The organism is Natrinema soli (assembly GCF_028618695.1).
In genome coordinates this window covers 1-22,889 of sequence record NZ_JAQIVI010000149.1, presented here as the reverse complement: position 1 = coordinate 22,889, position 22,889 = coordinate 1, and the positions used below count along the sequence as shown (strand labels likewise).

The following is a 22,889-nucleotide window of genomic DNA, read 5'->3' as shown; positions in this document are numbered from 1 at the left end:
ACCTGCTCCCGTAACTGCTTTACCTGAATTGAGCAACGGTTCCACTGGCGGTTATGAAATATAAGAAACCGTGTTACCAACTACTGTTAGAGGTAACTGACACCGCTGCCACCGTCGTCCTGTTCGTCATCATCTCCATCGCCGGCGTCGCGATCGTCGACGTCGTCGAGCGCGCCCATCGACTCGAGCCGGCGGAACCCTTTCTCGGCCATGTACCAGCTGGCGATGAGGTCCGGCGTGTGGCCGTGCATCTTCCCATCCCGACGCTCGAGGCTCTGCATCGCCGTGATGAAGTCCTCAGTCGGCCGGTTACCGCGGTGGAAGAGGATGTAGCCGTTGTCGACGAGCATCCGGATTCGTGGGATGCCATTCTCCCAGCTGTGTTTCGTGCCGGACGTCGTCAGCCCGGTCACCTTCGCGGCCAGCTGGGCGTTGAACTCGATCGCGTCCTCGACGACGTAGGACTGCATCCCGTTGTCCTCAATCACGATCATCGCCGGGTCGTACCGACGATCGTACTCGAGAAGCTGGTTCTTCACCTGACTGGGCTGCATCCCTGCCTCAGCGTGAGCGTCCAGGAGGCGACGTCGACCGTCGCGTTGCAGGAGCCAGACCGAGAAGGCAGCGTCGTCGCCGGTCGGCGAGTTCGCTGGGTCGTGGCCTAGGATGATCGCCTCGCCGGGCCCGGCTCGGTACTTCGGCGGCGGATCACGATCGTCGATGGAGCAGCCGCCCTCCGCGGCCGGCTTCCGGACGTCCGTTGCCTCGATCAGGTTCCCGCTCGAGCCCATGATGACGAGGCAGTACTCTCGCCAGAACCGATGGTCGGCCATCTGGGATCGTTTGTTCGCGAGCCACTGGGGGCCTCGTGCCCCCGGCCAGAGTACCTGAAGCGTCTCGCCCTCGTTCCACGGGTCTTCGACCTCGGTGTAGAGCTCGGGATCAGGCCGGCGATCCTGCCAGTCGTCGTCGGCACCGAACTGCTGGTCCCAGAAGTCCAGCACTGCAGGATACTCGTCGAACTCGTAGCCCTCGAGGGCGCGGTAATCGTTGTAGATATCGTCTGGGCGCTTCCGCGTCCCGATCATGACGGTCCGGCCGCCCTCCTTGACCATCGGGACGGAGACGGCCTGGATCCAGTCGAGGACGTCTTCGGTGTCCCCGTCGCCTTTCTCTTTGATGATGTCGTCCAGGACGAGTAGGTGGGCGCGGTCGCCCTCGATCCCGCCGAAGAGCCAGCCCGAGTTCATGACCGAGCCGTGGTCCCACTCCTTGGCCTCGATCGTATCCTTCTTCCGCGGGCCGTTCAGGTTCGTGAGCCATGGGTTCCGTTCGACCATCTTCCAGAACTCGGTGTCGGCTTTCTTCTTGACCGAGCCCTGGTTGTTCATCGCCCAGATCGCGCGGAAGCCATCCTTGTACTCGAGCGAGGCGATGAGGTAGGCCAGTGTGATCGTCGTCTTCAGGCCGTCTCGGTGACAGAGCAGGACGCGATCGCCGCCGTCGAACGCCTCGAGCCAGTGTTCGTGATGGTCGCCTAGGAGGTGGTACTGATCCTCCTCCATCTCCTCGGCCATGTAGTTCCGCGTCAGCTCGTTCGCGTACGTGATCCAGTCGCCCGTCTCGAACGGGTTCAGGAGATCGCGTTTGGTCTCGGGATCGGAGACGATCTCGAGGAGCTGGTCGGCGCTGGCGTCGACGTCGTCGGCCTCGAGTAGGCTACTCATCGGTACCGTCGCCTGCTGCAGACTGCTGTTGTCTCTGACGGATCAACTCGCGGGCGATTTCCTTCTCGTCCTCACCGAGTTCTTGCGTAGTCGTCTGGTCGACATCGGCGTCGACCTTCGCCTCGAGCTTCTCCGCCGGCTTCTCGATCACGCCGAACTCCGAGGCCCACTGCCGGGCCTCGCGAAGGAACCGATCGTCTGCCGTCCGGAGGTATTTCGCGTACGCCTCTTTGACGACGTCCGCAGCGAAGTCATCGCCGTGCTCCTCGAGGTCGAGCGCCTCGATCGCCGCGGCCTCGGAGTCGGTCAGCCCCTCCTGCATGAAGTCTTGGAACTCGGAATAGGCCCCGTGCTTGTAGTTCGGGTTGTTCTCGCCACGGTTGTCGACTGCCCCGAGGTGGTGAGTGCAGGTGCCTTCCGACTTCTCATCGACACCCCAGCCGGCGGCCAGCGTGCAGTATGGGACATCGTCTCGCTCCCGCCCGTGATCGGTTGGCGTCGTCTTATCGGATTTCTGGGCGGCGCAGATCCGGTGACTCTTATCGGAGTCAGGGTGGACCGGGTGGCCCTCCGTGTCGGTCGGCGGGAGCTCCGAGATCTCGAGGTCTGGGTCGTCTGTCATGGTCGGGTCGTCTCCAAACTGGGTGTCATGGCGCGTTCATCGGGGCGGGCCGCTCCGGCTCACGCCTCGAGGTCCTTGTCGAGAGATTCCGGACGGGCCCTTTGGCTCGACGTCGTCGGGTCGATCGTGCTCGCCCTCGAGGTGACACTTCTCGCAGCGCTTCCGGAGGTTCGCCGGGTGGCCGTTGTGTTCGTCCTGGTCGCGATGGTGGACGTCCACTCGAGTGGCCGTATCGTACGAGCGGCCACAGCTAGGACAGCGTCGACCGGCGCGCTCGCTGTGTGTGCGTTCGCGATGGTGGTCTCTCGAGTCGGTCATGGACGCTCGATGAGGAGACGCCGGGTACACTCCGGACAGAGCGTGATCAGGTCGCCGGCATCGTACTCGTGTTCATGGAGCTGGCCGCCGATCCGAGAACTCTTGTACCACTCCTCGTTGAACTCGGCAGTAAGCGCTGGGTGACCGCTATAGATCGTTTCGCGGTTACAGAATCCGTCGCAGTTGTATTGATAGGTCATGGGAAGATTGCGGTCACCGCCAGTGCTTCAGGTCCAGTGCATTGGACATCCACAGCAAGCTACCCTCGAGGGAATCTCAATAGATGAGCCCGTCTCGAGTGCTTAAACAAGAAGAGTAGTACGGTCTCTTTATTCAGGGATAAGATTTGAATTTCTGTTCACACAGAGGTAAGAGACAACATTATCCCTCTGCCTAGCCTGAACTGGATAAGAACTGGGCGGCAATTCCATCCTCCATCATGACCCCTCCATCCTCACCTGATATACCGGATACATTCAAAGACGATCTTGTCAACCTTATTGTAACTGCATTTGGCCAAGGAGCCGTCATTGAAGGCACCTGGGACATCTCGCTCCCTATCGCTGATGCCCCACGTTGGACGGTCACGATCGAGCAGCACGAAAGCGATGACGAATCACCTTATGAACCGGAGTTCCTCGAGGAGTAACCAGTAGTAGAACCGTACAGTTTGTTTTCTATAATTATTTTTGTACAACAAAGGTTATGTGTGTGTCCGTCATACACCGCGGTGTACTCTGCTGAAGTCGCGACGTGAGACATGGTCGGTTAACAGCGTGTAGGTGAAGTACGCAGACATCATGAAGCCGCATACACAAACCCCCCAGGACACAGAGACCGGTACACCGAACATTTCCAATACAGAGCTGTTCGCCGCCTTTGCAGCAGAACGGCGGCAGTATGCGCTTACTTATCTCGCTCAGAAACCAGCGGCGATCCACCTCGGTGACCTTGCCGAATACATCTCGCTCAAGGAGAACAACCCATCATATGATTGGTATCAACGCGTTCTCGTTGACCTTCACCACCAACACCTTCCATACCTGTGTGATGTCGGTCTTGTCCATTACGAGGAGGAAACTGAGCTCCTGGAACTAGCAGTCGATCGGGATGTAGTTTCCCCGTTCCTGGAACTCATTGAACACGCCGAATAATTAATTACTGCGCTGGTGACTGCAGTCAAGAATATCCCGGCGCTCGTAATTTTCGATGAACTCGAGCGAATACGAGGACATCGTCGACGGTCTCGAAGCTAGCCTCCTCGAGCGCCTCGGCTATCGCTGGTCCGATGCCGTCGATATCGGTGAGGTTTTCGGTCGTGGTCAGTCGTCCTCAGTGTCCTCTTTTGACTTGCCGCCGTCAGTGAGCGTGACCGCGTTGAGAGCTCGCTTGACTTCGAAGTCCCACATCTTCCCGAGGACTGTGAACGCGATCGCGGTCGTCCCGATGACGATCTCGTAGCGCGCCGGGTCAGCGCCGGTGAACATCGGCCCGAGGACGATCGCTGCCCAAACGCCGAACAGGATGATCGTGCCGATCGTCCGTTCGAAAGTCTCGCTATCGGGCATCAGTGTTCTCCCCAGGCAGATGATCTCGATTTTTGCGCGCTCCAGCGGATCGGACTTCTTTGGTTTCGTCGACATGGCATCTATCGAGCCTCCTCAAGCACCTCGACGTCGACGCCGGCGTCCTCGAGGATCGTCCGGACCGCAGCGGTACCGACCTCGCGGTTGAACGTCTCCTCGCGGATATGCGGGCCCTTGTGCATCAGCGCCGAGGGTTCCTCGTGGGCATCCAGCGTGCCGTCGGCGAACAGCCGAACGTGCAGCTGGCGGAAGGGATGCTCCGGGAAGATGTCCGGATCGTAGTGGAAGCGGACGAGGTTCGCAACCTCGCCGCCGTACTCGTAGGAGAGGAGCCAGTTCGGGGTGAATCCCTCTCGAGCGAGGGCGATGACGACCTCGTTGGTCGACGCCTGCGGATCGAGCGTCGCGATGTCGTCACCGTCGACGGTTCCGATCCAGTCGGAAGCATGGGCCCGACCGATCCGGACAGCGTCCTCGACGAGCCGGAGGACTCGATCGTCCTGAAGTGCTTCCTCGAGCAGTTCGACCGGCTCGAGGTCCTGTAGGTCCTGTGCTGAAAGGGTGTCTTGTACCATGGTTGGTGTATGAAAAACGGGATGTACGCCGGGTCGCGTCTGCGAGGCTTTTTGACGAATCCCGGCGCGAGTCGGGACGGACCGTGGTGCCTGATAGTCGCGGTGTGCCAGCTGCCCCGAAGCGAGTGTGTCAGCGGAAGCGATGCGATGATGGTCCCCTTCAGCCCGGCGGGGTAGGGCGACGCCGGGCCACATCGGGAACGTTATCGAGGCCGGACGTCCGCTCGGCCGGTCAAGATCGTCGTTCCGTCAGCGTCATCGAAGCACCCTTGAGGGAGTCGAACCTGGCCACGCGATCGTGATTGTGGCCCACTAGGTCGTCGAGTAGGTATTGAAAGAGGAAAGGGCAGGGATGAGGAGTCGATCGCAGAGATGTATCAGTCATTTAGGCCCCTCGAGAGCACCTCTCGAGATTAGAGATAATCCGAATCAGCGGCCGTCATTGGAAATGCGTCACGGTTCGAAGTGACATTTCTAGAAACGTCGGCAAATCGAAATATACCCACATACGTGTTGAGTAGCTAAAGTGTGACTTTCAGTCTGAGATATTTCTTTTAATAATCATATAGTATCTCAGAGTGCAATGCGACGCAAAATTATACCGCTCTTGACGGTCCTCGCAATACTGCTTGTTGCTGTCGGCAGTACTGCTGCCGCCGGTAGTACAGGCACGAATATCGATTCTACAGCCGAGACAGATGCAAATACAATTAGCGCTGATGCTGGCATCTGCCTTGTCGGTGCTGACTCACCGTGCAACGATGCACCAATTATCGAACCTGTTGACAGTGACAAACTAAACGGCAGTGAGTCCGAGTTGACTGAGACGGATTCAGATGCAGATGACGGCGATGTCGGCATTTGTCTTGTTGGTGTTGACTCGCCGTGTAACGAAGCGCCCAATGACGGACCCGCTGACGGTAACAAGTCCGTGGAAACCGGCCAAAGCAATGAGGAGGAGCAAATCTGGATTCCGGAAGACCAGAACCGCGACGGCGAGATTGACGACCGCTTTGTCACCTCGTTTATGGGGATGTTTGCTGATATGTTCAGCTTCATCTGATTGATCTCGCCCTCCTGCACACCCGCCTCGCTTACTCAACACCCAATATTTGGTTCCGACTGTTGCTCGAGGCAACTATTGGTAGAACTCCTGAAAATAATGATGTTCGGTTTTAACAGTAGTTGGTAATAGAGCTTCTTTATTCAGAGTTGGCGCGGAATTGACGATAAGTACAGGTGAAGGACTTATTGAAAACCCTTCCTGTCCAGAGAGAGTGCGTGTTGGTCAGAAGAAAACTTATGTACCGTCAACTGGAATATGAATTATGAACAACACAAGACAACTCTACCATCGTTTCGATGAGTGGGCACGGAATCTATCGCGTATGCGATACGCTGCTTTCATCGGCGCCGTATCCGCTTCTTCTTACATGCTTGTTGGCGTATTATTTGGCGAAAACGTGACTCTCAAGGCCTTTACGATGGGTTTCACAATGGCTATCCTATTTTATGCGTCCAACCCTAATCAGCAAACATAATATCTCTTCACCTTCAACAGGGATGAATCACGGTTGGATAGTGAGAGGAAACGTACCCACACACGTAGTTGCCGTTCAGTACAGATGAGAAAAGTATTGTTCTGGAGTGATTGACCATATAATAGCATATTCGACATAATCGTGGAAATCACTGATAGCTATTCACCACCAATATTCATAATTGAGGAGTAGAGACATGAGCACACTTAAATTATTCCGGAAGGAATCCCGGTGGAAAAGGGGAGCCAGCAAAACAACACTGTACGAATGCCGTAACTGTGGGCAGAAATTCTCAACAGACGTTAATATGTGTTTCACCTGCGAATCAGATGAGATTGCGCACTACGAATTCTAAGCATCACCTAGAGTGAGACTTTTATACGACTGTTCTGTCGCGGTATTAACAAAGCACTTATGCTCTGTTCGCACATGTAGTTACCGAATCTTGTTGTTCAGTTCCACACCTCTTTCTGGATAAAGAAATTGTACTGCTAACTACTGTTATCGAGTCGGACGTTCGCTCGGCCGGTCGATATCGTGGTCCCGTTAGCGTCGACGACAATCTCCGAGCGCTGGTTCGCCCAGGTCGGCGTCCATCGGACATCGTCGACGACGCCTTGGATGTCACGACCGGCGAAGCGGTCCTCCACCGGCAGCTCCTCGTCGATCGGCTGGACCGTCATCAGAGGACCACCGCCGAGGTGAACGCCTCGCGGGTTGTCTGGTGCTCGAGGACGGCCTCGAACAGTCGGTCTCGATCAACGCGGACGTCGGTCTTATCCTCGGCGCGGAGGGTATCGACAGCGAGTGTCAGGTAATGGGCTGTCGTGAATGGGAGCCGTTTGCGGAGTGTTTCCGACTCGTGCTTGTGATCAGTCTGCCCGCAACAACAGACCGTGCCCGTCGGGACCGGTTCGTCAGCTCGGATCGACGGCTCGAGTGGGTCCCGAAAATCGGTGAAGGTGCCGACGTTGTGATCTTCGCCGTCGACGTCGTAGACGTAGACTGGATCGTGGCCGTCCTCGAAGTCGAGATCGGGGACATCGAGATCGTCGTCACCGTCGTCACGGATGTGAGACTTGATGCCGAACTCACCGTGTTCGGTGACGTGTTCCCAGCCGATCGCGGCGTCGGTGATCGACTTCCCTGCGGAGTTGCGCTCCGGGGGCTTTTCGATGGTCTTGACCTGTCTCCCACATGAGAGACAGAATCTGTGATCGTGCTCGAGCGTCTCGAAGAAGTCGTCTGCGAGCTTCTCGCGTCGGTGTTCGTTGTGGCATTCCGGCGAGCAGAACGAGCCCTCGATCGCGGGGAGGATGAACTGATCGCCGCACTGTCCGCACTCGACGCTCTGGGGTGGGGTGGTTGTGTGGACAGACATGGCTATGGGGATCCCGGGCCGCTACCAACGACCCCAGGAGAAACGGGTTACTATCAGGTATGGAGAGTGTCGCGCTTAAAACCGAATCAAATAGTGCTACTTTTCCGATTTCTTGAATACCGGGTGTGCGCCCATGAAGCTATTAGTAGTTAGAATTGCGCTTTCTTTGTTCGGAATAGCGTATGAGATGAAGCGCCTGATTTGGTAAGTACGTGTGCGACCTAAACATCACTTTATAACTGTTATCAGCTATTGTATAGAGAGTTGGATCTCCGATTAGACTTGATCTCCATGCATTAGACGGGTTCTCACCTATTCATATTGAGTCCCAAGCAAGCCCAATGACACAAGATAAGCATGTATCCCGTCGACGGATGCTCATGTTGACAGGTGTCGCAACATCAACGGCGTTCGTCGCCGGATGCGGTGGCGGCGGTGGCGGTAACGGTGGTAATGGTGGTAACGGCGGAGGCGGTAACGGCTACGAGATTGAGCCCGGGACAGAACTCGATTTTGGCGGCCAGACCCAATACTGGGAGGGCCTCGCGCCGTCTCAAATCGAGGGCGAGCAGAACCCGACACTCATCCTCCAAGAGGGAGAGGACTACACAATCGGCTGGTCAGAAGGTGACGGGCAGGCGCACAACCTAGAGATCCGGAACGACAGCGGCGAGGTGATCGACGACCTCACGACGGGCGAACCCGCCTCAACCCCCGATGATCAAGAGAACAATCCATTCCAGTTCACGGCCAGCAGCGAGATGGCCGTCTACCGCTGTCAACCCCACCCCCAGATGGAAGGTGAACTCCAGATTCAAGGTGGTGGCGGGGGTGGTAACGAAACCGGCGGCAACGAGACTGGCGGTAACGAGACTGGTGGGAACGAGACCGAAGGCGGCAACGAGACCGGCTAACAACTGCTACTTCGGTAGATCTTGGCAGTTGCCGCAGCGAAAGTGCAGAAGAATAACCCTATAATGCACTTCTTCTATTAAGATTGGAATTCTTTACTCCTGGCAAGGCCCGATACTGAGTTGCTGTCGAGCGCTGCTCTTCTGGATAGCCTTTACTCAGGGTGTCATAGATAAGTTCCCATACCCTCTCTCTGTGACTACCCGACAAACGGTAAGTACAGGTCAAATAAGTAACAGAGTGATGACTGATCTATCCGAGAAATAGCAGAAACTGCGTACTGAATACAGAGGATACATCGTCTGTTTCAGTCTGAAACAGGTGAACTATCCACTTAGTAGATCTGCGTATTGACCCCAGAGGACATTATCAGATGTAGAGGGTGTTCGTCGGGTCGTTTTGAAGAGAACGTAAGGATTCAACAAGACCGGTATTTGATTTACCACGATCTGTGGCATGCGATTACTGGAGAGAAGAGGCGTCGTACTCCGCGATTTCGGTCGAACCACAGGAGGGACACTTCCAGTCGGTAGGCTCGAGTATTGTCCCGCAATCTCGGCATTCGTAAACTACGTCGTCGTCGTTAACCAACCACCGCCGAACCGCGGTGGTGAGTGACATTGTATAGGTTTTCAACCACAGTGGGAAATTTGTTCCCCTTCCATCTGCCTGTATCTCGATAAATTTTTTGGCAAGGGTCGAGTATATTGTCGCTTACAGTGTTACATCGTTCACCTGCACTGAGCGATCACCACCTTCGCAAATCGAGCCATATCTCGTGCGACATTTGCGCTGTGTATTCAGCATGACTCTACCAACATCACCGATAACTGATGAAAGTACCAGCGTTAGATTTGCAAGTGTAGTGAACGGATAGTTCGCTCCAAATTAGGTGAAAAGAACGTCATGCGGATCATTCTATGACACCCTCTTTACTGTCAAGAGGACCGGGGCAGGTGTGATGACACGAGATGATGGGAGTATGGTTTTCCATCGCGCCCCGGCAGAGAATGCACATCCTCACCTTAAATAGGTATAACACCTTCGAAAACAGGTCCTATTTCTACGATACTGTCTGAAATTTCACCGAACAGAGAATCTTCTGACGTAACTTAGAAAATAGCTACTCGTACTAAGTGGTATGTGTATTCTCTGTACTTACCGCGACTTTCATAGGTTCTCTGAATAAAGAAACCGTGCTACTATCTACTGCTATCACACATCTCGCGTAGAAAGTAGACCGTGCAACGCTGGTCCGACGGGTGGTTGTAGCTGCTGATTAGATCCACGTTCTCGAGCGTTGCGGCAGCGTCGCGAACGGTCCGCGGTGTCAGTGCCGTTGCGTCGGCGAGTTCGGTTTGCGTATGCGAACCGTCGGCCTCGAGCGTCTTGTAGACGAGACGGACGGCGGGCGTTTCGTCGGCGACTGCTTTTGGGAGTTGTTCAGGCATCGTTTTTGGAAGTTTCCTCGGTCAGTTCGATATGGTCGGATGAGATCAGCAAGCGCAGCGCGTGTTCGAACAATCGGGGCGGCTGCTCGCCGGGATCGTCGTCGACGGCACGGGCGCGGTCGAACATCGTACGGCAGGCTTCGCGGACGTTTTCGTCGACATCGTCAGTCATCGAACCCCACCTCGCACTGCGCCGTGGACTTTTCGCGAGTCGGCTTTCGAACAGTCGAAGCAGAGTGTGTTGTGCAGATGGTCGTGGCCTCGATTGACCGCGTAGAGTTCGCGATCGACGTCCTCGGGATCAAACATTCGTCCGCAGTACGTGAAGCCGATGAGACTCTCGACGCAGTAGCCGTTATGGCCATTGTCGAGGTTGACCACGTAGCCGGTCGTCACGAGTCGTCACCCCCTTCACTTCGCGTAGAATTTCCAGACTGTGAGGCAGTGTGATCAGTAGCCGTATGTAGTGAACAGGTTGGCCTGTGGATTGCCGAGAGTTTTATCGGTCCCGAAAGCGTTGAGCGTCTGTGTTCCTCCACATTGACTGATAACGACGATATCCGTCGGGTACCGATCGAGTGTGCAAAGTGCGGGGAAATCTTGCCTGCGCGGATCAAGCCAGACGGATCAGTCAAACCCCTCGGACAAAAGACCGTGTGCGACTGCGATGAGCCGGATCTCCAGATCGTCGATAAGGACGATCCCGCTGACGAGTGGGAAGCGAACTGATGACAAGAGACTGGATAATCCTCTCCCTTTTCCGGATAAGGAACCTCAATGTTACTGTGGGCACTGGATTGTTGGCCCAACCATGATTCAGTAACCCACATCTATTCATCACCACCAGTGCGTTCAGTTCCGCCCGAGTAGTGTGCGTTTTCGTCAGTCATCGGTCTCACCCCGCAGATAGTCGACGCGTTCGTTCGCAACCCGTAGCCGGAGCGCACCGCTGCGTGTCGTCCGCTCGGATCGGTCATGATACTCCTGTATCTTGCGCTCGAGGTCGTCCGGGTCGTCGATCCCGAGGTAGGTCCGCTCGTGCTCACCTGAGTCGTCGGTGACTCGGACGAGGTCGCCCCGGGACGTGGCCGCCGCGATCGCCGACCGGACCCGTGAAGGATGCTCGTCCGGGTAGCTCCACGAGACGCTCGCGATGACCGGTGCCTCGTGAATCAGCGGTGGTTGGAGACCCCCGGTGTTGTGCTCGACGTAGCCAAGGACCGAGTCGTAGATCTCCTTCGACGAGGCGTCCGTCTGGTTACTCATTGCGATCCCTCCGTCCCCAGTACGCATTCGCGTTCATCGATCGCCTCAAGGACGATGTCCCGGCCACCGAACTCGCGGATCTCCACGGCCCGGTACGCCGAGAGTAGGCCCTGTTCCTGGATCCCGCGAATCCGAGCCACCGGGAGGTAGTGCTCAGATGAGGAGAGGAACCGGGCAGGATCCTCGCCCATATCCGTAGCGATGTTCGGATACCGCGGCCGGTCCGAGAGCGCCGCCTGTTTCGGGACGCTCATATTTTCTTGACCACTCCGTTAACGACATAGATCTCGCCATGGGCCTCGAGCTGATCGGCGATGTCCTCGACGAACTCTCGGTCGGCGTCCGTCTCTTCCGTGACCGCATCGATCAGCTCTGTTCGTTCGCTGTTACTCTCCTCGAGTCGTGAGAGGAGAGCGTTCCGTGCATCGCGTGTCTGTGTTGGTGTGTGCATTGTCCGTTTTCGTGATCGTTGGTGATTGACCGGCCCTTTCACGCCGCGAACAACGGGACCGGCATCCGTTTACCGCTTTCAACGCTGGTTGAGACGGCGTTGAGACGGTGTACCCGCAGCTACCGAACCGATATATACAGATAGATAGACAACTAAAGTAGGAGAGAATGAAACGGTGGTGGGACGGGGGGCTGGAAGAAACGCATCTTAGCCCTCCACCTCGCTGACTCCGTTGTTCGCGGCGTGAAAGAGCGTCTCGTCGTTCACGTCGTCCAGATTCACGCGAAGTTGGTTTGTCCGGTCATCGAACTCTTTGAACGCGAAGCCGTCAGCGTTCCCGGCGATCTCCATCAAGTCGTAGGCGTGTCCTGGTGACGGCTGGCCGTCGAACAGCGCGACGACGTCGTTGTACTCCATCGCGAACTTCCCGCTATGTCGCGATGAGGCCATGCTGACGAGGTACTCACGTAGCTTCTGGACCTTCTCGTCTCGGCCGAGTTCCTTGTAGGGCTTCGAATCGGGGTTCGGGTTGAGCTCGGCTTCGAGCTTCCCGACACGCTCTTTTAGGCGCTCGTTCTCCGCGGCGATCTCGGTGATCGTGTTGACAGCGTGTGCGGCCTGTTCGTTCGGCCCCATTCGCCGATCCTCGAGATCGGGCGCGAGATTTGAGATGAGGACGTTAACCGCGTTGTGGAATCGTGCGTCAGGGTTGTCCTCCATCTCGTCGATGTTCCGGAACTTCTCTGGGTCGAGATCGCTCATGCGACCACCCCCAAATCATCTGCCGCTGCATCGAGGTCCTCGAGCGAGATCGAGCCGAAGCCGGCGTCGAACGCCTTCCGAAGTGCAGCGTTGGTCAGTTCCTCGAGATCATCGTGATCGTCGACGTCGTACCGTTCGGCACAGACGTCCGCGGTTACCTCGGGCTCGAGACGAACCACCGATTCGTCGAGACGCTCTTCCCAGACCGCTTCAGACATGACGAAACACCTCGTGAGCGTCAAAGATCAGGCGACAGTGGGAACACTCGCGACGTGTTGGATCGTGGTCAAGCCGTGTCGGCTCGCCGAGGATCCGACCACACTCCGGGCACGACGGGAGCTTGTCGAAGTAGTCACTCCCGATGCTCACGCGCAGACACCTCCGTTATTCGATGATAAACCAGATGACGCTGTAGAAACTGGAACTGGTGTGTTCGGCGCTTCTACGCCATCAGTATGCAGTATAGACTGCCCACTATAGGGGGTTCTTACGTGGGCATGTAAAGAATTTGATGAGTGCCCGGGGAGGGCTCCGAACCCTCGATCTCCGCATGTCCCAGGTTCGAGGCTCGGCAGTCCTCGAGGGACACGGAGGCTTCCAAGGCGAAACCGCACCGAATCTCTGAACCCTATGAGTGCGGCGCTATGTCCAGCTAAGCCACCCGGGCTCGGTTACGAGTAGTGGAGTCCGTTTCTTTAAGCTTTGTATTCGCAGCCGCCGTGCAACGCGGACCCACGGATTTATCATACGGTGTTACGAACGCCAGTGCATGAGCGTTCCCGGCATCGTCAACTCTACTCTCGGTGGCGAAGAGATCGCAGCGCGCGTCTCTCTCGGCAGCGATGACGAGCTCTTCATCACACCCACACGGACCATCGTCTACCGTGCAGACGGTCTTCTGAGCGACGAATCGGCCGACGAATACCCCCACGACGCCGACCGACTGACGCTCTCCGAGGGTCGTCGCAAAACGAAGTTTACGCTCGAGTACGCCCTCGACGGGGAGCGGACGTTTTCGATTCCCTCGAGCGTCACCGACGACGTGTTGCATCCCGTCCTCGCCGGCGTGCTAAACGGCAACGGGATCACCGATCCAGGTGAGACGGTCGTCAAGACCTACCGGTTCAGTGAACTGACGCTGATCATCACGAGCGACCGACTCGTCAAACACATCGGCGGGGCGGTCTGGGACGGGGACTACGAGGAGTATCACTTCGGCGACGTGACGCAGCTGGCGTTCGAAGACGGCAGTGTCGCCACCCAGATCGTCCTCACCGTCGACGGACGACCGCAGCGGATCAAGGCCCCGAACGAGGAGGCGAACGATCTCCGGGAACGACTGCAACGAGCCCTGTTCGACTATCACGATGTCGGGTCGCTCGAGGAACTCAACGAGGCGGTCGGCGAGGACGACGAGGCCAATACCAGTCGTGGAGGATCGGTCGACTTCGGCGGTGGCGTCGAACCCCTCGACGCCGATCCTCCGGAACCGGACGATCACGACGCGACCGTCGAGGCGGCACGCGATGCTGCCGGATCGGGGAACACGGATCCGCTCGCCGGCGGCGAGACGGACGACGTCGCAACCGGTGAGTCCGGACGGCGGGCGAACGGAAGCGACGGCGGGCAGGCCACATCGACACAGGAGGCACCCCCGAACCGCGACCGTGACGGCCCGGTGGGAACCACGGAGACCGACTCCCGCTTCGAAACGGGCGACGACACCGATGCGTCGGCCAGTGCCGCCGATCTCGCGGAGCATGCCGACGCCGATATCCCCGAGTCCACGGCCGGAACCGACACCGAACTCCTCGAGCGCCTCGACGCACTCGAGGGGGCGGTCGAGCGCCAGAGCGAGATCATCGAGAAACAGGGAGAGACGATCGAGCAGTTGATCGCGGAACTTCGGCAGGGCCGGTAGCGTCGCGTCCGTGCGCCACTGAACGCGGGAACCGGGAGCTGTGAGGTGATCCGCTCTCAGTCACCGATAATGCCTGATCAGTCGTCCCGTCCGGTCACTTTTCGGATACACGAAGAGCCGAAAGGGCCGAGTTCGCCCGCCTCGAGATCGATGAAGTGGCCGGTCGACAGACCCGAGCCACAGCGTCGGCAGGTGAACTCGCCCTCTCTCGTGACGACGTCCCGTTCGAAGCGCACGTACTGACGACTCTTCGGGCGGACGATCCCGTCCTCGCGTTCGATGAGGCCGCGGAGTTCGGCTCGATCGAGGATCGTTCGGGTTACCGTCGGATCGCTCGTGACCGTCTCGAGGCGGTCGATCACTGCGGCCAGCGGAAGCGATTCGTGTTCGAGCCGGGCGAGCAACGCCAGTCCGAGTTCGACGCGGTGATCGTCCGCCTCGAGGTCGGCGTCGACACCGGACTCGCCGCGTTCGGTTCGATCCCCGTCTCGATCCATCTGTCTGTGGTGTCGTCTCGGAACGAGTAAACGTTGTTCCTCTCGAATCGGAGCCGGACACGCAGTCGCTATTTCGCGCTGTATCGCTTCGCGTTCCACGACATCTAACTGCTGCCGCCGCTAGAATCGTTGTGGCGAGCGGGTTCAGGCACGGACACCGAGAATTGCGACCGCCTTCGACAGGAGAATTCGACCGTCGAACGCTCGCGGAAAATCGGGTTCACTCGACGGCTCTCACCGAGTGAGTAGATCGTGCCACGACGCCGTGCGCGAGTCGGGCGACGTACCGGGGCAGCGCCATTCGATCGGCTATAGTTCGTACCGGATAATATCGTCCGAACCGCATTCGGGGCACGCCTCGGTATCCGCATTCACATTTGTCCCGCAACGCCGACATTCGAACAGGGTTCGATCCCGGTCTCGATTGAAAATACGTTTTAGTTTGATCATAGCAGTTTTGTTCCGGTATTCGAGTGTGAGGATACCGCTGCAGAGTGGACAGTCAGCCCAAGTTTCGAGACCGCCACTGGGTTCGCCCGCAACCAGCGGCTGCCGCCGAGACCTGTCTTCGCCCCAACGGGGCACGAACCGAGTACGGGCCGTTTGTGACTCATAGGTCTGTTATTCTCGCTGCTGCCGTTCGAACGAGTGTTCTGGGAAATCGGAAGCGTGTTTGGTGGCAGGTGATCCGTGAGTGCGCGAACCCTTTCCCCGCGTTCGCGCTCTTCAGGCCCTCTATTGAGTCGGGGCCCGTATATACGTGAGCCAACCGGAGTGAAAGTAAACTAGTGCGACTCTCATGCGAACTCCTCGAGCAGTTGTCGCCCGTTCACGTCGGTCTCGCGCCGCGTTCCGCATCGGTGCTCGCGATTATTCTGCCCGTGCTGAGAAGCGTCACGTTCATCGCCCCCCGTTCCACGATGCGGATAGTGACCAGGCACGTGTTCCCGACGCTATCTCCACTCGTTTGTTCTCGGAAACCTTATCTGACGACACACGGAAATTCCGATATGTACGATCTTACCGGCTTCCAGCGCGACCTGCTGTATACGATTGCTGGGCAAGACGACCCGCACGGCCTCGCGATCAAAGACGAACTCGAGGACTACTACGAGAAGGAGATCCATCACGGGCGGCTCTATCCGAACCTCGACGAGGTCGTCGACAAAGGGCTCGTCGAGAAGGGCGAACTCGACCAGCGAACGAATTACTACACGATCACGGCTCGCGGTCGGCGCGAACTCGAGGCTCGCCGAGAGTGGGAAGATCAGTACGTCGGCGAGTTGCTCTCCGAATCGGAGTGATGGGTCGATATCAGTAACAGTCGCACGCTCGAGTATCCGAAAGAGATACTCCTGCCAACTGGTGCCGGATACTCCGTCGCATCAGCTCATGCGGCGTCGCCTTTCGCTCCACAAAGCCGACTAAATGCGAGCGGTAGCACCGGTGAGACGGCTGAGTTCAGGCGAAACCGCCCGGAATACGACCGCCTCACTCTTCAGCCCCTGCCCTGAACGGCGCCCTCGAATCCAACGGACACGACTTGGAGAGAGAAGAGCGTCTCCGACCGTTCCCACGGCCTGGGAATCCGCCGGTCGTTGATACTGTTGCTCCACCGCAATCCAAGAGAGGCAATCACACGGCCGGAATGCACTCCGGCGGACACAGACCAATGAGTCAGACGATCGTCGATACGGCTGACGGAGGATCGACCCGGAACGGAGAGCGCGAGACCGCTCCTGAGCGGCGGGGATCCGAGTGTCCGGAATGCGCAGGCTCGATCCACCACGACGAGGAACGCGGCGAACGGGCGTGCGCGGAGTGCGGCCTGGTTATCGATACGGACGAGATCGATTACGGCCCCGAGTGGCGGGCGTTCGACGACGAGGATGACCGGCGACGGGTCGGCGCGCCGGTGACGCCGCTTCGACACGACAAGGGCCTGAGTACGACCATCGGCTGGGAGAATCGGGACGCCTACGGCAACCAGCTCTCGGGGCGAAAGCGCGAACAGCTCCGGCGGCTGCGGACGTGGAACGAACGCTTCACCTCGAAAAACGCCGCGGAACGGAACCTCAAACACGCTTTCGGCGAGATCGAGCGCATGGCATCGGCGCTCGGCTTACCGAAGCCCTGTCGCGAAACGGCCGGCGTCCTGTATCGCCGCGCCGTCGAGGACGGACTGCTTCCGGGACGGTCGATCGAGGCGATGTCGACCGCGTGTCTGTACGCCGCCGCTCGGCAACACGGCACGCCGCGGACGCTGGTCGCGTTCGCCTCGGTGAGTCGCGTCGAAAAGCTCCCCGTCCAGCGAGCGTATCGCTATCTCTCGGACGAACTCGATCTGCAGATCGAACCCGCCGATCCGATCCACTACCTTCCGCAGTACGCTTCCGAACTCGAGATCAGCGACGACGCCGAACGGCTCGCCCGCGAGATCCTCGAAGCGGCCAAGGAGCGGGACCTCCACAGCGGTCGAAGTCCGGCCGGGCTGGCGGCCGCGGCGATCTACGGTGCGGCGCGGCTGACGAACGAACGGATCACCCAGGAGACCGTCGGCGCCGAAACCGGCGTAAGCAAGGTCACGGTCCGAAACCGCTATCGGGAACTACTGGACGCATACGGGGAGGTCCGTGATCGATAGATGTTCGGGCACCGACTCGAACAAGAGATTCTCGACGCGCTCGCTGACGGAACGCCGAGCTACGTCGTCGACCTCGCCGCGACGATAGACGAGCATCCGGTCGCGGTCGAACACGCCTGCGATCGCCTCCACGAGGACGGATCGGTTCGGTCGATCGGCTGCCAGCGGTACGCGATCACCGCGTCGGGCCGTCACCAAATCGCCGGTACGAACCCGCTACCCGTCGAATCGGAGACGCCGACGGAGACGGAAGGCAGAACGTAGAATCAGTCGAAACGTCGTTCGCGTCCGTTCTCTATCCGCTTATCACTCGTATCCGGCGTACTCCATGAGGTCAGCGAAGACGTCGGTATCCATCGCGTCGCGGTAGACGATGCCGTTGACCATCCCGCCGGGGTAGAACTCCCCGTTCATCGCGTGGTTGACCTTGTGGCAGTGCACGAGGTAGATGCCGGGGTCGGCGTCGGCCTCGAACTCGACGGTGTGGCGCTCCGCGGGGGCGATAGTGGTGACGTCCTGTTCGTACTGGGCCACGTCAGGAATCTGGCCGCCGTCTCTCTCGACGAGGCGGAACCGGTGGTTGTGCGTGTGCATCGGGTGGGACATGTAGCCAGCGTTGACCATGTGAAGGCGGACGGTGTCGCCACGGTCGACGATGATCGGCGAGCCGTCTTCGGGGTGGAGCGTCCGCGGGAGGCTCTTCCCGTTGATCGTGAACACGTCCGGATTGCGATCGCGTGGGCTGTACTCGACGTCTTCGCCGGCCAGCTGCCGGTTCACGCGAGAGTCCCAGTCTTTCAGTGTGAAGAAGTACTCCTTGTCCGCGGGCTCGTACCCCTTCGGATCGACGCGGAAGATGCCGTACATCCCCATATCGATGTGGCGATGGGTCTGATAGTGGCAGTGATAGAGGTGCGTCCCCGGAACGTTCGCGGGAATCGTGTAGGTGTGTTTCTCGCCGCCGGTAACCGTAATACCCGTCGTGGTCGGGACGCCGTCGTTCTTCCAGGTCTTCCGCGACCCGTGGAAGTGAAGCGTGTGCGGCATCTTGGCGTCCGTATTGTCCAGCGTTACTTCGATATCGTTTCCCTCGGTCGTCCGGAGGATCGGCCCCGGCACGCTCGGCGTTCCGTCGTCGGCTTTGAACGCCCGGACCTTCGGTAGTTCCACCGGGCCGCCCATCGAATCCATCGGGTGAACGGCGTGACGCGATGTCACCGATTGCAGCGTAACGCTGCCGTCCCGTTCGTCGACCTGGACGACCGCCGGGGAACTCGTCCACGGCAGCTCTGAGCCGGACTCGTCCGAGGTTTTCTCGGACGAATCCGGCGGACTCGAGTCCTGTGTGGCCTCCTGGCTCGTACAGCCGGCCAAGCCGGTCAGTGCCGCAACACCGCCGGTCGCGGCAACGAATTCGCGTCTCGATATCCCCAGTCCGGGTGCACCAATTCGATCACTCATAACAACGAAATGTACGAAGTACCGGTGTATAACGGGTCGAGCCGGTTCTTACGGATCGGGAAGACTCGAGAACATGTTCTCCGGTAGTATTTAAACGATCAGCCGCGGCCCTGGTTTCCGAGCAAAACAACGCCGTCGAACCAGTCTACCGGCGGCCGCTCTCGTGACTCGCTCCGACCGACTCCGTCGATCCGAACGGGTTCGTCCGCAGGGTCACGGACGAGAGCCGTCACGGTACATCCATGCCGGCGCTCAGGACATCCATGCCGGAACTCGGGTCGAGAGACGAACTCGAGGCGACGACCCACGCCGAGGTGGTCGACGAACGGGCCCCGCGAACGGTGCGATTACGCCTCGAGGCGGTCGAGCGCGTGCCTGCACACCACCATCCGGAGTCGAACGTGGTCCTGCACCTCCTCGAGGGAGCAGTCGCCCTCACGCTCGGCGACGACGTCTCCACTCTCGAGTCGGGGATATCGTCCGATTCGATGGCGATCAGGAGATTTCCCCGCACGCGGTCGATGACAGTACGGCGCTGCTCGTCTTCGCACCGAAAACGGACTCGTAGCGAGCACAGCGTTCCCGATCGTCCGAGCGACTGAGCGATGATGCCACCGCTCAGCCGACCGTCGTCGCGACCCCTTTCGTCTGCCGATAATCGCTGGCCAGCAGCGCCTCGAGTCGCGAGACGATCGCCTCGAAATCGCCGTCGACCCACTCCGCGGGTTCCTTGATCGGGACGACCATGAAGCCGCGACCGCGGATCTCAGTGGCGTGAAGCGACGCCATCTCGAGGTCGAATCGCCGTCGCTGCGTCGTGTACTCTCGGAGGACGCGATCGGTCGCACGGGCGCCCACCGGCAGGAGGATGTGGGCGTTGATCGCGCGGAGTTCGGCGTCGAAGAAACGCTCGAGGTCGGCGTACGCCTCGGCGGTCGGTGCCTCCCCGTCCGGGAGGCTGCACATGTGGACGTAGCTCAGAAAGCAGTTCTCGAGGACGGGTTCGTCCCGCGGGCCGCTCGCGAAGCCCGTCTCTCGAAGCACGTCCTGGAGCGCGAGTCCGCTCTCGGTCTCGGTGAACGGGACGCCGGTGGATTCGCCGCCGTGGATGCCGGGGTAGTTGCCGATCACGTGGAAATCGGCGTTAGCGTCTCCGTAGCCGAAGACGGCCGTTCGGTCACCGGGGTCGGAACGGTCGAACGGTGGTCGGAGTCCGAACGGGTTGCTCGTCCTGTCGGTCACGTTTCGCACGACCGGGAGAATGCCGTCAGCGATCAAAACCCCAGCGATCGCGGCCGGCAGATCCGGAACCGACGTGACCTCGTCCCTGTCGATCTCGTCGCGTCGGTCGGTCGGATGGCGGTGGGTTTATACTCCGTTCGCGTGTCTCGTGTCGTACATGTATCAGGTGGGGCACTACGGTGGTGCGCTCGCGGCGTACGCGCCGCTCGGCACCATCGTCGCCCTAGGTGGATACGGCGAGATCGCCATCGTCGGCGGTCTCGTCTGCGTCGCCCTGTCGACGGTACCGGACTACGACCACCGGCTGCCGCTAATCGACCACCGCGGCCCGACCCACACGATTCTATTCGCGCTACTCGTCGGGGCCGGGCTCGCGGCGCTGACCGCCGTCCTCGTCGACGCCTCCTCCGCGTTCGTCGACGCCGGCGTGGTGAGCTTCGCGTTTCTCGTCGGTTTCGTCTCGATCGGCTCGCACCTCCTCGCGGACGCGCTGACGCCGATGGGAATCCGTCCGCTCTGGCCCGTCTCGCGCCGTCGATACTCGCTCTCGGTGACGACGGCCGCGAATCCGATCGCCAACTACGGACTGCTCGGGGTTGGCGTCGTCGCCGTTCTCGCAGGAATAGGGATCGTCATCGTCTTCGGCTGATTCGTCCCTCGCGACGCGACTCAGCTGCTACGGTGAGAGTGCGTCGGACGCGTCACTCGAGGCGGACCCCCGCCGGGTGAGCACGACTCCGGCGACGAACGTGGCGACGAGCGCGACGGTAGCGGCGAGGTACGGAACCTCGAGGGTGGGGTTCGCCGCCTGTCGACCGAAGAAGAGAACGACGACCGCGAGCGGGGGTGCCGCGAGCAGTGGAGTCACGGCCCGTCCGGTAAAGCGCCGGCGACCGACCATCGCGGCGACGATGGCCGCGCCGAGCAGCGTGAGACTGACGGCGTACATCGTCAGTTGCATCGTCGGCGAGTACGTCGCGATCCCGGCGTCAATAACGGGACTGAGGACGAGGTGCGCCGGGATCGCGACGATCCCGAGCGCGAGTGCGGCGGTAACGTGAGTGCCCGTCAGCCGCGGTGTCCACACGAGGACGGTGGCGATCAGGAACAGCGTGAAGATAGTGACCGCCGTCCAAAAGTGCAGCGAGAGGATGTCCATCGTGTACTGCTTGACCGTCTGCCGGCCGAGCGCGACCTGGACCGGCGTCAGGACCATTCCGGCCACGACCAGTCCGGCGACCCGCCGGTCGACGTCGGGGAGCCGCCACGCTGCGAGCGCGGAGCCGACGATGGCGAACCCGGCGAACATCGAGACGAAGCGGTGGAACCACTCGTAGAAACTCGGCATACTCCCCGGCAGCAGATTGTACGGTCCGGCGTCACACCGGGGCCAGTTGGCCTCGCAGGCCAGCCCCGAACCGGTCGCCTTCGCCGCGACGCCCAGCAGAATCGTCGCCGCGACCAGCGCGAGCGTTGCGGTCAGCAGGTGCGGATAGCCGAACCGATCGATCAACGACCGAAATCTCGAGGGCGCGTGATTGTCGTACGACACGGGCGTTCTGTCGAGGCTTAGGACGGGCCGTACTTAGGTTGACCGAGTCGTCCGATTCGACGGAAATCGGGTGTTCGGCGTGCGGGTTTGCACCGGATTTCAGACGGTCCGCTGTACCGCTGTACCGGCGCACCCGTCTGGCGGGTCCCGGGTGCGCCGGAACTGACGGACAGTAGTCCGTCTCACTGGCCACTCCCGTTTCGACCACTCACGCCGATCGACGGCTCGGTGTTCGCCGCATTCAAGAACCGTCCTCGCCAGCACCCGACATGGACAAACGCGAGCGACTCGAGGACTACCTCGAGTCCGACGGGCTCGATTCGATCTGGTTCGCCCGGCCGAACTCGTTTGCGTGGCTCACCGGCGGGAACAGCGTCATCGATCGAGAGGGCGATACCGGCGTCGCGGCCGTCGGCTACGACGGTGACGAACTCGTGATCGTGACCAACAACATCGAAGCCGACCGCATCGCGGCCGAGGAACTGGCGGATCTCGAGATGAGCGAGGCCTCGATCGAGCAGTTCCCCTGGTACGCGTCGTCGCTGACCGAAGCGATCACCGAACGCGTCGGGAGCGACGAGCGGGCCGCGATCGACATCGAACTGCCAGGGTTCGAGCGCGTCGATCCGACGTCGCTGCGTCAACCGCTGACCGAGCGCGATCGCGACCGCTATCGCGACCTCGGCGGCCAGACGGCGTCCGCCGTCGAGTCGGTCTGTCGCGAACTGCAGTCCGGCGACACGGAACACGAGGTCGCATCTGCGCTGCGAATCGCTCTCTCGGCTCGAGACATCGAAGCGCCGGTCGTCCTCGTCGGCGGCTCGGAACGAGCACAGCGGTACCGCCACTACACGCCGACCGGGGCCGAACTCGGCGATTACGCCCTCGTCTCCGTGACCGCCCAGCGGGCCGGCCTTCACGCGAGTTGCACCCGGACCGTCGCCTTCGACCCTCCCTCGTGGCTCGCGGAGCGTCACGAA

31 protein-coding genes and 1 tRNA gene are annotated in these 22,889 nt (G+C 59.7%); 10 read left to right on the top strand and 22 right to left on the bottom strand.

Annotated features, from left to right (window positions below; translation table 11 throughout):
* Positions 1–86: 86 nt before the first annotated feature.
* Genes PGX04_RS10515 through PGX04_RS10500 form a run of 4 tightly spaced genes read right to left on the bottom strand, consistent with a single transcriptional unit; the run spans position 87 to position 2,867 of the window.
* Positions 87–1,727: a phage terminase large subunit family protein gene (locus PGX04_RS10515; RefSeq protein WP_273738445.1), complete on the bottom strand. Its 1,641-nt coding sequence runs from the start codon at positions 1,725–1,727 to the stop codon at positions 87–89.
* On the bottom strand, positions 1,720–2,349 hold the full coding sequence (locus tag PGX04_RS10510; protein WP_273738444.1) for a hypothetical protein: 630 nt from the start codon (positions 2,347–2,349) through the stop codon (positions 1,720–1,722). The genes PGX04_RS10515 and PGX04_RS10510 overlap by 8 nt, the downstream gene beginning before the upstream one ends.
* A 36-nt stretch (positions 2,350–2,385) precedes the next feature.
* Entirely contained in the window at positions 2,386–2,667 is a 282-nt protein-coding gene (locus PGX04_RS10505; protein WP_273738443.1) for a hypothetical protein, read from the bottom strand.
* The gene (locus tag PGX04_RS10500) at positions 2,664–2,867 is read right to left on the bottom strand and encodes a hypothetical protein (protein WP_273738442.1); all 204 of its coding nucleotides are present in this window, start codon (positions 2,865–2,867) and stop codon (positions 2,664–2,666) included. The genes PGX04_RS10505 and PGX04_RS10500 overlap by 4 nt, the downstream gene beginning before the upstream one ends.
* Before the next feature lie 582 nt (positions 2,868–3,449).
* Here PGX04_RS10500 and PGX04_RS10495 point away from each other — a divergent pair.
* On the top strand, positions 3,450–3,821 hold the full coding sequence (locus tag PGX04_RS10495; protein WP_337959463.1) for a DUF7344 domain-containing protein: 372 nt from the start codon (positions 3,450–3,452) through the stop codon (positions 3,819–3,821).
* Between the two features lie 25 nt (positions 3,822–3,846).
* Here PGX04_RS10495 and PGX04_RS34620 read toward each other — a convergent pair whose 3' ends face one another.
* Genes PGX04_RS34620 through PGX04_RS10485 form a run of 3 tightly spaced genes read right to left on the bottom strand, consistent with a single transcriptional unit; the run spans position 3,847 to position 4,828 of the window.
* Positions 3,847–3,993 (bottom strand): helix-hairpin-helix domain-containing protein, encoded by a 147-nt coding sequence (locus PGX04_RS34620; protein WP_377042546.1) that lies wholly within the window; start codon positions 3,991–3,993, stop codon positions 3,847–3,849.
* The gene (locus PGX04_RS10490) at positions 3,990–4,310 is read right to left on the bottom strand and encodes a hypothetical protein (RefSeq protein WP_273738441.1); all 321 of its coding nucleotides are present in this window, start codon (positions 4,308–4,310) and stop codon (positions 3,990–3,992) included. Before PGX04_RS10490 ends, PGX04_RS34620 begins: the two co-directional genes overlap by 4 nt.
* 5 nt (positions 4,311–4,315) lie before the next feature.
* The gene (locus tag PGX04_RS10485) at positions 4,316–4,828 is read right to left on the bottom strand and encodes a hypothetical protein (protein WP_273738440.1); all 513 of its coding nucleotides are present in this window, start codon (positions 4,826–4,828) and stop codon (positions 4,316–4,318) included.
* Between the two features lie 583 nt (positions 4,829–5,411).
* Between PGX04_RS10485 and PGX04_RS10480 the strand changes: the two genes are divergently transcribed.
* On the top strand, positions 5,412–5,891 hold the full coding sequence (locus tag PGX04_RS10480) for a hypothetical protein (protein ID WP_273738439.1): 480 nt from the start codon (positions 5,412–5,414) through the stop codon (positions 5,889–5,891).
* Between the two features lie 969 nt (positions 5,892–6,860).
* Here the strand turns inward: PGX04_RS10480 and PGX04_RS10475 are convergent.
* Positions 6,861–7,052: a hypothetical protein gene (locus PGX04_RS10475; RefSeq protein WP_273738438.1), complete on the bottom strand. Its 192-nt coding sequence runs from the start codon at positions 7,050–7,052 to the stop codon at positions 6,861–6,863.
* Entirely contained in the window at positions 7,052–7,750 is a 699-nt protein-coding gene (locus PGX04_RS10470; RefSeq protein ID WP_273738437.1) for a hypothetical protein, read from the bottom strand. The genes PGX04_RS10475 and PGX04_RS10470 overlap by 1 nt, the downstream gene beginning before the upstream one ends.
* Before the next feature lie 374 nt (positions 7,751–8,124).
* Here PGX04_RS10470 and PGX04_RS10465 point away from each other — a divergent pair, with 374 nt between their 5' ends.
* On the top strand, positions 8,125–8,664 hold the full coding sequence (locus PGX04_RS10465) for a hypothetical protein (RefSeq protein WP_273738547.1): 540 nt from the start codon (positions 8,125–8,127) through the stop codon (positions 8,662–8,664).
* Positions 8,665–9,864: 1,200 nt separating this feature from the next.
* On the opposite strand, the gene PGX04_RS10460 is transcribed toward PGX04_RS10465, so the two are convergent.
* The 9 genes from PGX04_RS10460 to PGX04_RS10420 form a co-directional block, all read right to left on the bottom strand.
* Positions 9,865–10,113, bottom strand: coding sequence for a winged helix-turn-helix domain-containing protein (locus PGX04_RS10460; RefSeq protein WP_273738436.1), 249 nt, complete (start codon positions 10,111–10,113; stop codon positions 9,865–9,867).
* Positions 10,106–10,285, bottom strand: coding sequence for a hypothetical protein (locus PGX04_RS10455; RefSeq protein WP_273738435.1), 180 nt, complete (start codon positions 10,283–10,285; stop codon positions 10,106–10,108). The genes PGX04_RS10460 and PGX04_RS10455 overlap by 8 nt, the downstream gene beginning before the upstream one ends.
* Positions 10,282–10,509 carry a hypothetical protein gene (locus PGX04_RS10450; protein ID WP_273738434.1) on the bottom strand — a complete coding sequence of 76 codons (228 nt, stop codon included), beginning with the start codon at positions 10,507–10,509 and terminating at the stop codon, positions 10,282–10,284. The genes PGX04_RS10455 and PGX04_RS10450 overlap by 4 nt, the downstream gene beginning before the upstream one ends.
* Positions 10,510–10,995: 486 nt before the next feature.
* Entirely contained in the window at positions 10,996–11,379 is a 384-nt protein-coding gene (locus PGX04_RS10445) for a hypothetical protein (RefSeq protein ID WP_273738433.1), read from the bottom strand.
* Entirely contained in the window at positions 11,376–11,633 is a 258-nt protein-coding gene (locus tag PGX04_RS10440; protein WP_273738432.1) for a hypothetical protein, read from the bottom strand. The genes PGX04_RS10445 and PGX04_RS10440 overlap by 4 nt, the downstream gene beginning before the upstream one ends.
* The gene (locus PGX04_RS10435; RefSeq protein WP_273738431.1) at positions 11,630–11,830 is read right to left on the bottom strand and encodes a hypothetical protein; all 201 of its coding nucleotides are present in this window, start codon (positions 11,828–11,830) and stop codon (positions 11,630–11,632) included. The genes PGX04_RS10440 and PGX04_RS10435 overlap by 4 nt, the downstream gene beginning before the upstream one ends.
* Before the next feature lie 207 nt (positions 11,831–12,037).
* Positions 12,038–12,592 carry a hypothetical protein gene (locus PGX04_RS10430; protein ID WP_273738430.1) on the bottom strand — a complete coding sequence of 185 codons (555 nt, stop codon included), beginning with the start codon at positions 12,590–12,592 and terminating at the stop codon, positions 12,038–12,040.
* Positions 12,589–12,810: a hypothetical protein gene (locus PGX04_RS10425; RefSeq protein WP_273738429.1), complete on the bottom strand. Its 222-nt coding sequence runs from the start codon at positions 12,808–12,810 to the stop codon at positions 12,589–12,591. Before PGX04_RS10425 ends, PGX04_RS10430 begins: the two co-directional genes overlap by 4 nt.
* Positions 12,811–13,108: 298 nt before the next feature.
* Positions 13,109–13,259: transfer RNA gene (locus tag PGX04_RS10420), tRNA-Met, on the bottom strand.
* Positions 13,260–13,361: 102 nt separating this feature from the next.
* Here PGX04_RS10420 and PGX04_RS10415 point away from each other — a divergent pair.
* Positions 13,362–14,513, top strand: a complete 1,152-nt coding sequence (locus PGX04_RS10415) for a DUF7115 domain-containing protein (RefSeq protein ID WP_273738428.1) — start codon at positions 13,362–13,364, stop codon at positions 14,511–14,513.
* Positions 14,514–14,590: 77 nt separating this feature from the next.
* Here PGX04_RS10415 and PGX04_RS10410 read toward each other — a convergent pair whose 3' ends face one another.
* Positions 14,591–15,010 carry a DUF5830 family protein gene (locus tag PGX04_RS10410; protein WP_273738427.1) on the bottom strand — a complete coding sequence of 140 codons (420 nt, stop codon included), beginning with the start codon at positions 15,008–15,010 and terminating at the stop codon, positions 14,591–14,593.
* 1,010 nt (positions 15,011–16,020) lie between these two features.
* On the opposite strand from PGX04_RS10410, the gene PGX04_RS10405 reads away from it, so the two are divergent.
* The 3 genes from PGX04_RS10405 (at position 16,021) to PGX04_RS10395 (ending at position 17,918) form a co-directional block, all read left to right on the top strand.
* Positions 16,021–16,314, top strand: coding sequence for a PadR family transcriptional regulator (locus tag PGX04_RS10405; protein ID WP_098727058.1), 294 nt, complete (start codon positions 16,021–16,023; stop codon positions 16,312–16,314).
* A gap of 368 nt (positions 16,315–16,682) precedes the next feature.
* Positions 16,683–17,654 (top strand): transcription initiation factor IIB, encoded by a 972-nt coding sequence (locus PGX04_RS10400; RefSeq protein ID WP_273738426.1) that lies wholly within the window; start codon positions 16,683–16,685, stop codon positions 17,652–17,654.
* The gene (locus PGX04_RS10395; protein WP_273738425.1) at positions 17,655–17,918 is read left to right on the top strand and encodes a MarR family transcriptional regulator; all 264 of its coding nucleotides are present in this window, start codon (positions 17,655–17,657) and stop codon (positions 17,916–17,918) included.
* A gap of 42 nt (positions 17,919–17,960) precedes the next feature.
* Here PGX04_RS10395 and PGX04_RS10390 read toward each other — a convergent pair whose 3' ends face one another.
* Complete coding sequence (locus PGX04_RS10390; RefSeq protein WP_273738424.1) at positions 17,961–19,115, bottom strand: multicopper oxidase domain-containing protein; 1,155 nt, start codon at positions 19,113–19,115, stop codon at positions 17,961–17,963.
* 242 nt (positions 19,116–19,357) lie between these two features.
* Here PGX04_RS10390 and PGX04_RS10385 point away from each other — a divergent pair, with 242 nt between their 5' ends.
* Positions 19,358–19,717, top strand: a complete 360-nt coding sequence (locus PGX04_RS10385; RefSeq protein ID WP_377042503.1) for a cupin domain-containing protein — start codon at positions 19,358–19,360, stop codon at positions 19,715–19,717.
* 16 nt (positions 19,718–19,733) lie between these two features.
* On the opposite strand, the gene PGX04_RS10380 is transcribed toward PGX04_RS10385, so the two are convergent.
* On the bottom strand, positions 19,734–20,366 hold the full coding sequence (locus tag PGX04_RS10380) for a uracil-DNA glycosylase family protein (RefSeq protein ID WP_273738423.1): 633 nt from the start codon (positions 20,364–20,366) through the stop codon (positions 19,734–19,736).
* Between the two features lie 148 nt (positions 20,367–20,514).
* Between PGX04_RS10380 and PGX04_RS10375 the strand changes: the two genes are divergently transcribed.
* A complete protein-coding gene (locus tag PGX04_RS10375; RefSeq protein WP_273738422.1) occupies positions 20,515–21,006 on the top strand; it encodes a metal-dependent hydrolase in 492 nt (163 codons plus the stop codon).
* 27 nt (positions 21,007–21,033) lie between these two features.
* On the opposite strand, the gene PGX04_RS10370 is transcribed toward PGX04_RS10375, so the two are convergent.
* Positions 21,034–21,909: a COX15/CtaA family protein gene (locus PGX04_RS10370; RefSeq protein WP_273738421.1), complete on the bottom strand. Its 876-nt coding sequence runs from the start codon at positions 21,907–21,909 to the stop codon at positions 21,034–21,036.
* 269 nt (positions 21,910–22,178) lie between these two features.
* On the opposite strand from PGX04_RS10370, the gene PGX04_RS10365 reads away from it, so the two are divergent.
* Positions 22,179–22,889 (top strand): M24 family metallopeptidase (locus PGX04_RS10365; protein WP_273738420.1); only part of this gene is annotated, 711 nt, incomplete at its 3' end.

Bases quoted from the DNA above. Each gene is read 5' to 3' on its own strand.
- PGX04_RS10515 (WP_273738445.1), bottom strand. From the start codon at position 1,727: ATGAGTAGCCTACTCGAGGCCGACGACGTCGACGCCAGCGCCGACCAG.
- PGX04_RS10510 (WP_273738444.1), bottom strand. From the start codon at position 2,349: ATGACAGACGACCCAGACCTCGAGATCTCGGAGCTCCCGCCGACCGAC.
- PGX04_RS10505 (WP_273738443.1), bottom strand. From the start codon at position 2,667: ATGACCGACTCGAGAGACCACCATCGCGAACGCACACACAGCGAGCGC.
- PGX04_RS10500 (WP_273738442.1), bottom strand. From the start codon at position 2,867: ATGACCTATCAATACAACTGCGACGGATTCTGTAACCGCGAAACGATC.
- PGX04_RS10490 (WP_273738441.1), bottom strand. From the start codon at position 4,310: ATGTCGACGAAACCAAAGAAGTCCGATCCGCTGGAGCGCGCAAAAATC.
- PGX04_RS10485 (WP_273738440.1), bottom strand. From the start codon at position 4,828: ATGGTACAAGACACCCTTTCAGCACAGGACCTACAGGACCTCGAGCCG.
- PGX04_RS10480 (WP_273738439.1), top strand. From the start codon at position 5,412: ATGCGACGCAAAATTATACCGCTCTTGACGGTCCTCGCAATACTGCTT.
- PGX04_RS10475 (WP_273738438.1), bottom strand. From the start codon at position 7,052: ATGACGGTCCAGCCGATCGACGAGGAGCTGCCGGTGGAGGACCGCTTC.
- PGX04_RS10470 (WP_273738437.1), bottom strand. From the start codon at position 7,750: ATGTCTGTCCACACAACCACCCCACCCCAGAGCGTCGAGTGCGGACAG.
- PGX04_RS10465 (WP_273738547.1), top strand. From the start codon at position 8,125: ATGCTCATGTTGACAGGTGTCGCAACATCAACGGCGTTCGTCGCCGGA.
- PGX04_RS10460 (WP_273738436.1), bottom strand. From the start codon at position 10,113: ATGCCTGAACAACTCCCAAAAGCAGTCGCCGACGAAACGCCCGCCGTC.
- PGX04_RS10455 (WP_273738435.1), bottom strand. From the start codon at position 10,285: ATGACTGACGATGTCGACGAAAACGTCCGCGAAGCCTGCCGTACGATG.
- PGX04_RS10445 (WP_273738433.1), bottom strand. From the start codon at position 11,379: ATGAGTAACCAGACGGACGCCTCGTCGAAGGAGATCTACGACTCGGTC.
- PGX04_RS10440 (WP_273738432.1), bottom strand. From the start codon at position 11,633: ATGAGCGTCCCGAAACAGGCGGCGCTCTCGGACCGGCCGCGGTATCCG.
- PGX04_RS10435 (WP_273738431.1), bottom strand. From the start codon at position 11,830: ATGCACACACCAACACAGACACGCGATGCACGGAACGCTCTCCTCTCA.
- PGX04_RS10430 (WP_273738430.1), bottom strand. From the start codon at position 12,592: ATGAGCGATCTCGACCCAGAGAAGTTCCGGAACATCGACGAGATGGAG.
- PGX04_RS10425 (WP_273738429.1), bottom strand. From the start codon at position 12,810: ATGTCTGAAGCGGTCTGGGAAGAGCGTCTCGACGAATCGGTGGTTCGT.
- PGX04_RS10415 (WP_273738428.1), top strand. From the start codon at position 13,362: ATGAGCGTTCCCGGCATCGTCAACTCTACTCTCGGTGGCGAAGAGATC.
- PGX04_RS10410 (WP_273738427.1), bottom strand. From the start codon at position 15,010: ATGGATCGAGACGGGGATCGAACCGAACGCGGCGAGTCCGGTGTCGAC.
- PGX04_RS10405 (WP_098727058.1), top strand. From the start codon at position 16,021: ATGTACGATCTTACCGGCTTCCAGCGCGACCTGCTGTATACGATTGCT.
- PGX04_RS10400 (WP_273738426.1), top strand. From the start codon at position 16,683: ATGAGTCAGACGATCGTCGATACGGCTGACGGAGGATCGACCCGGAAC.
- PGX04_RS10395 (WP_273738425.1), top strand. From the start codon at position 17,655: ATGTTCGGGCACCGACTCGAACAAGAGATTCTCGACGCGCTCGCTGAC.
- PGX04_RS10390 (WP_273738424.1), bottom strand. From the start codon at position 19,115: ATGAGTGATCGAATTGGTGCACCCGGACTGGGGATATCGAGACGCGAA.
- PGX04_RS10385 (WP_377042503.1), top strand. From the start codon at position 19,358: ATGCCGGCGCTCAGGACATCCATGCCGGAACTCGGGTCGAGAGACGAA.
- PGX04_RS10375 (WP_273738422.1), top strand. From the start codon at position 20,515: ATGTATCAGGTGGGGCACTACGGTGGTGCGCTCGCGGCGTACGCGCCG.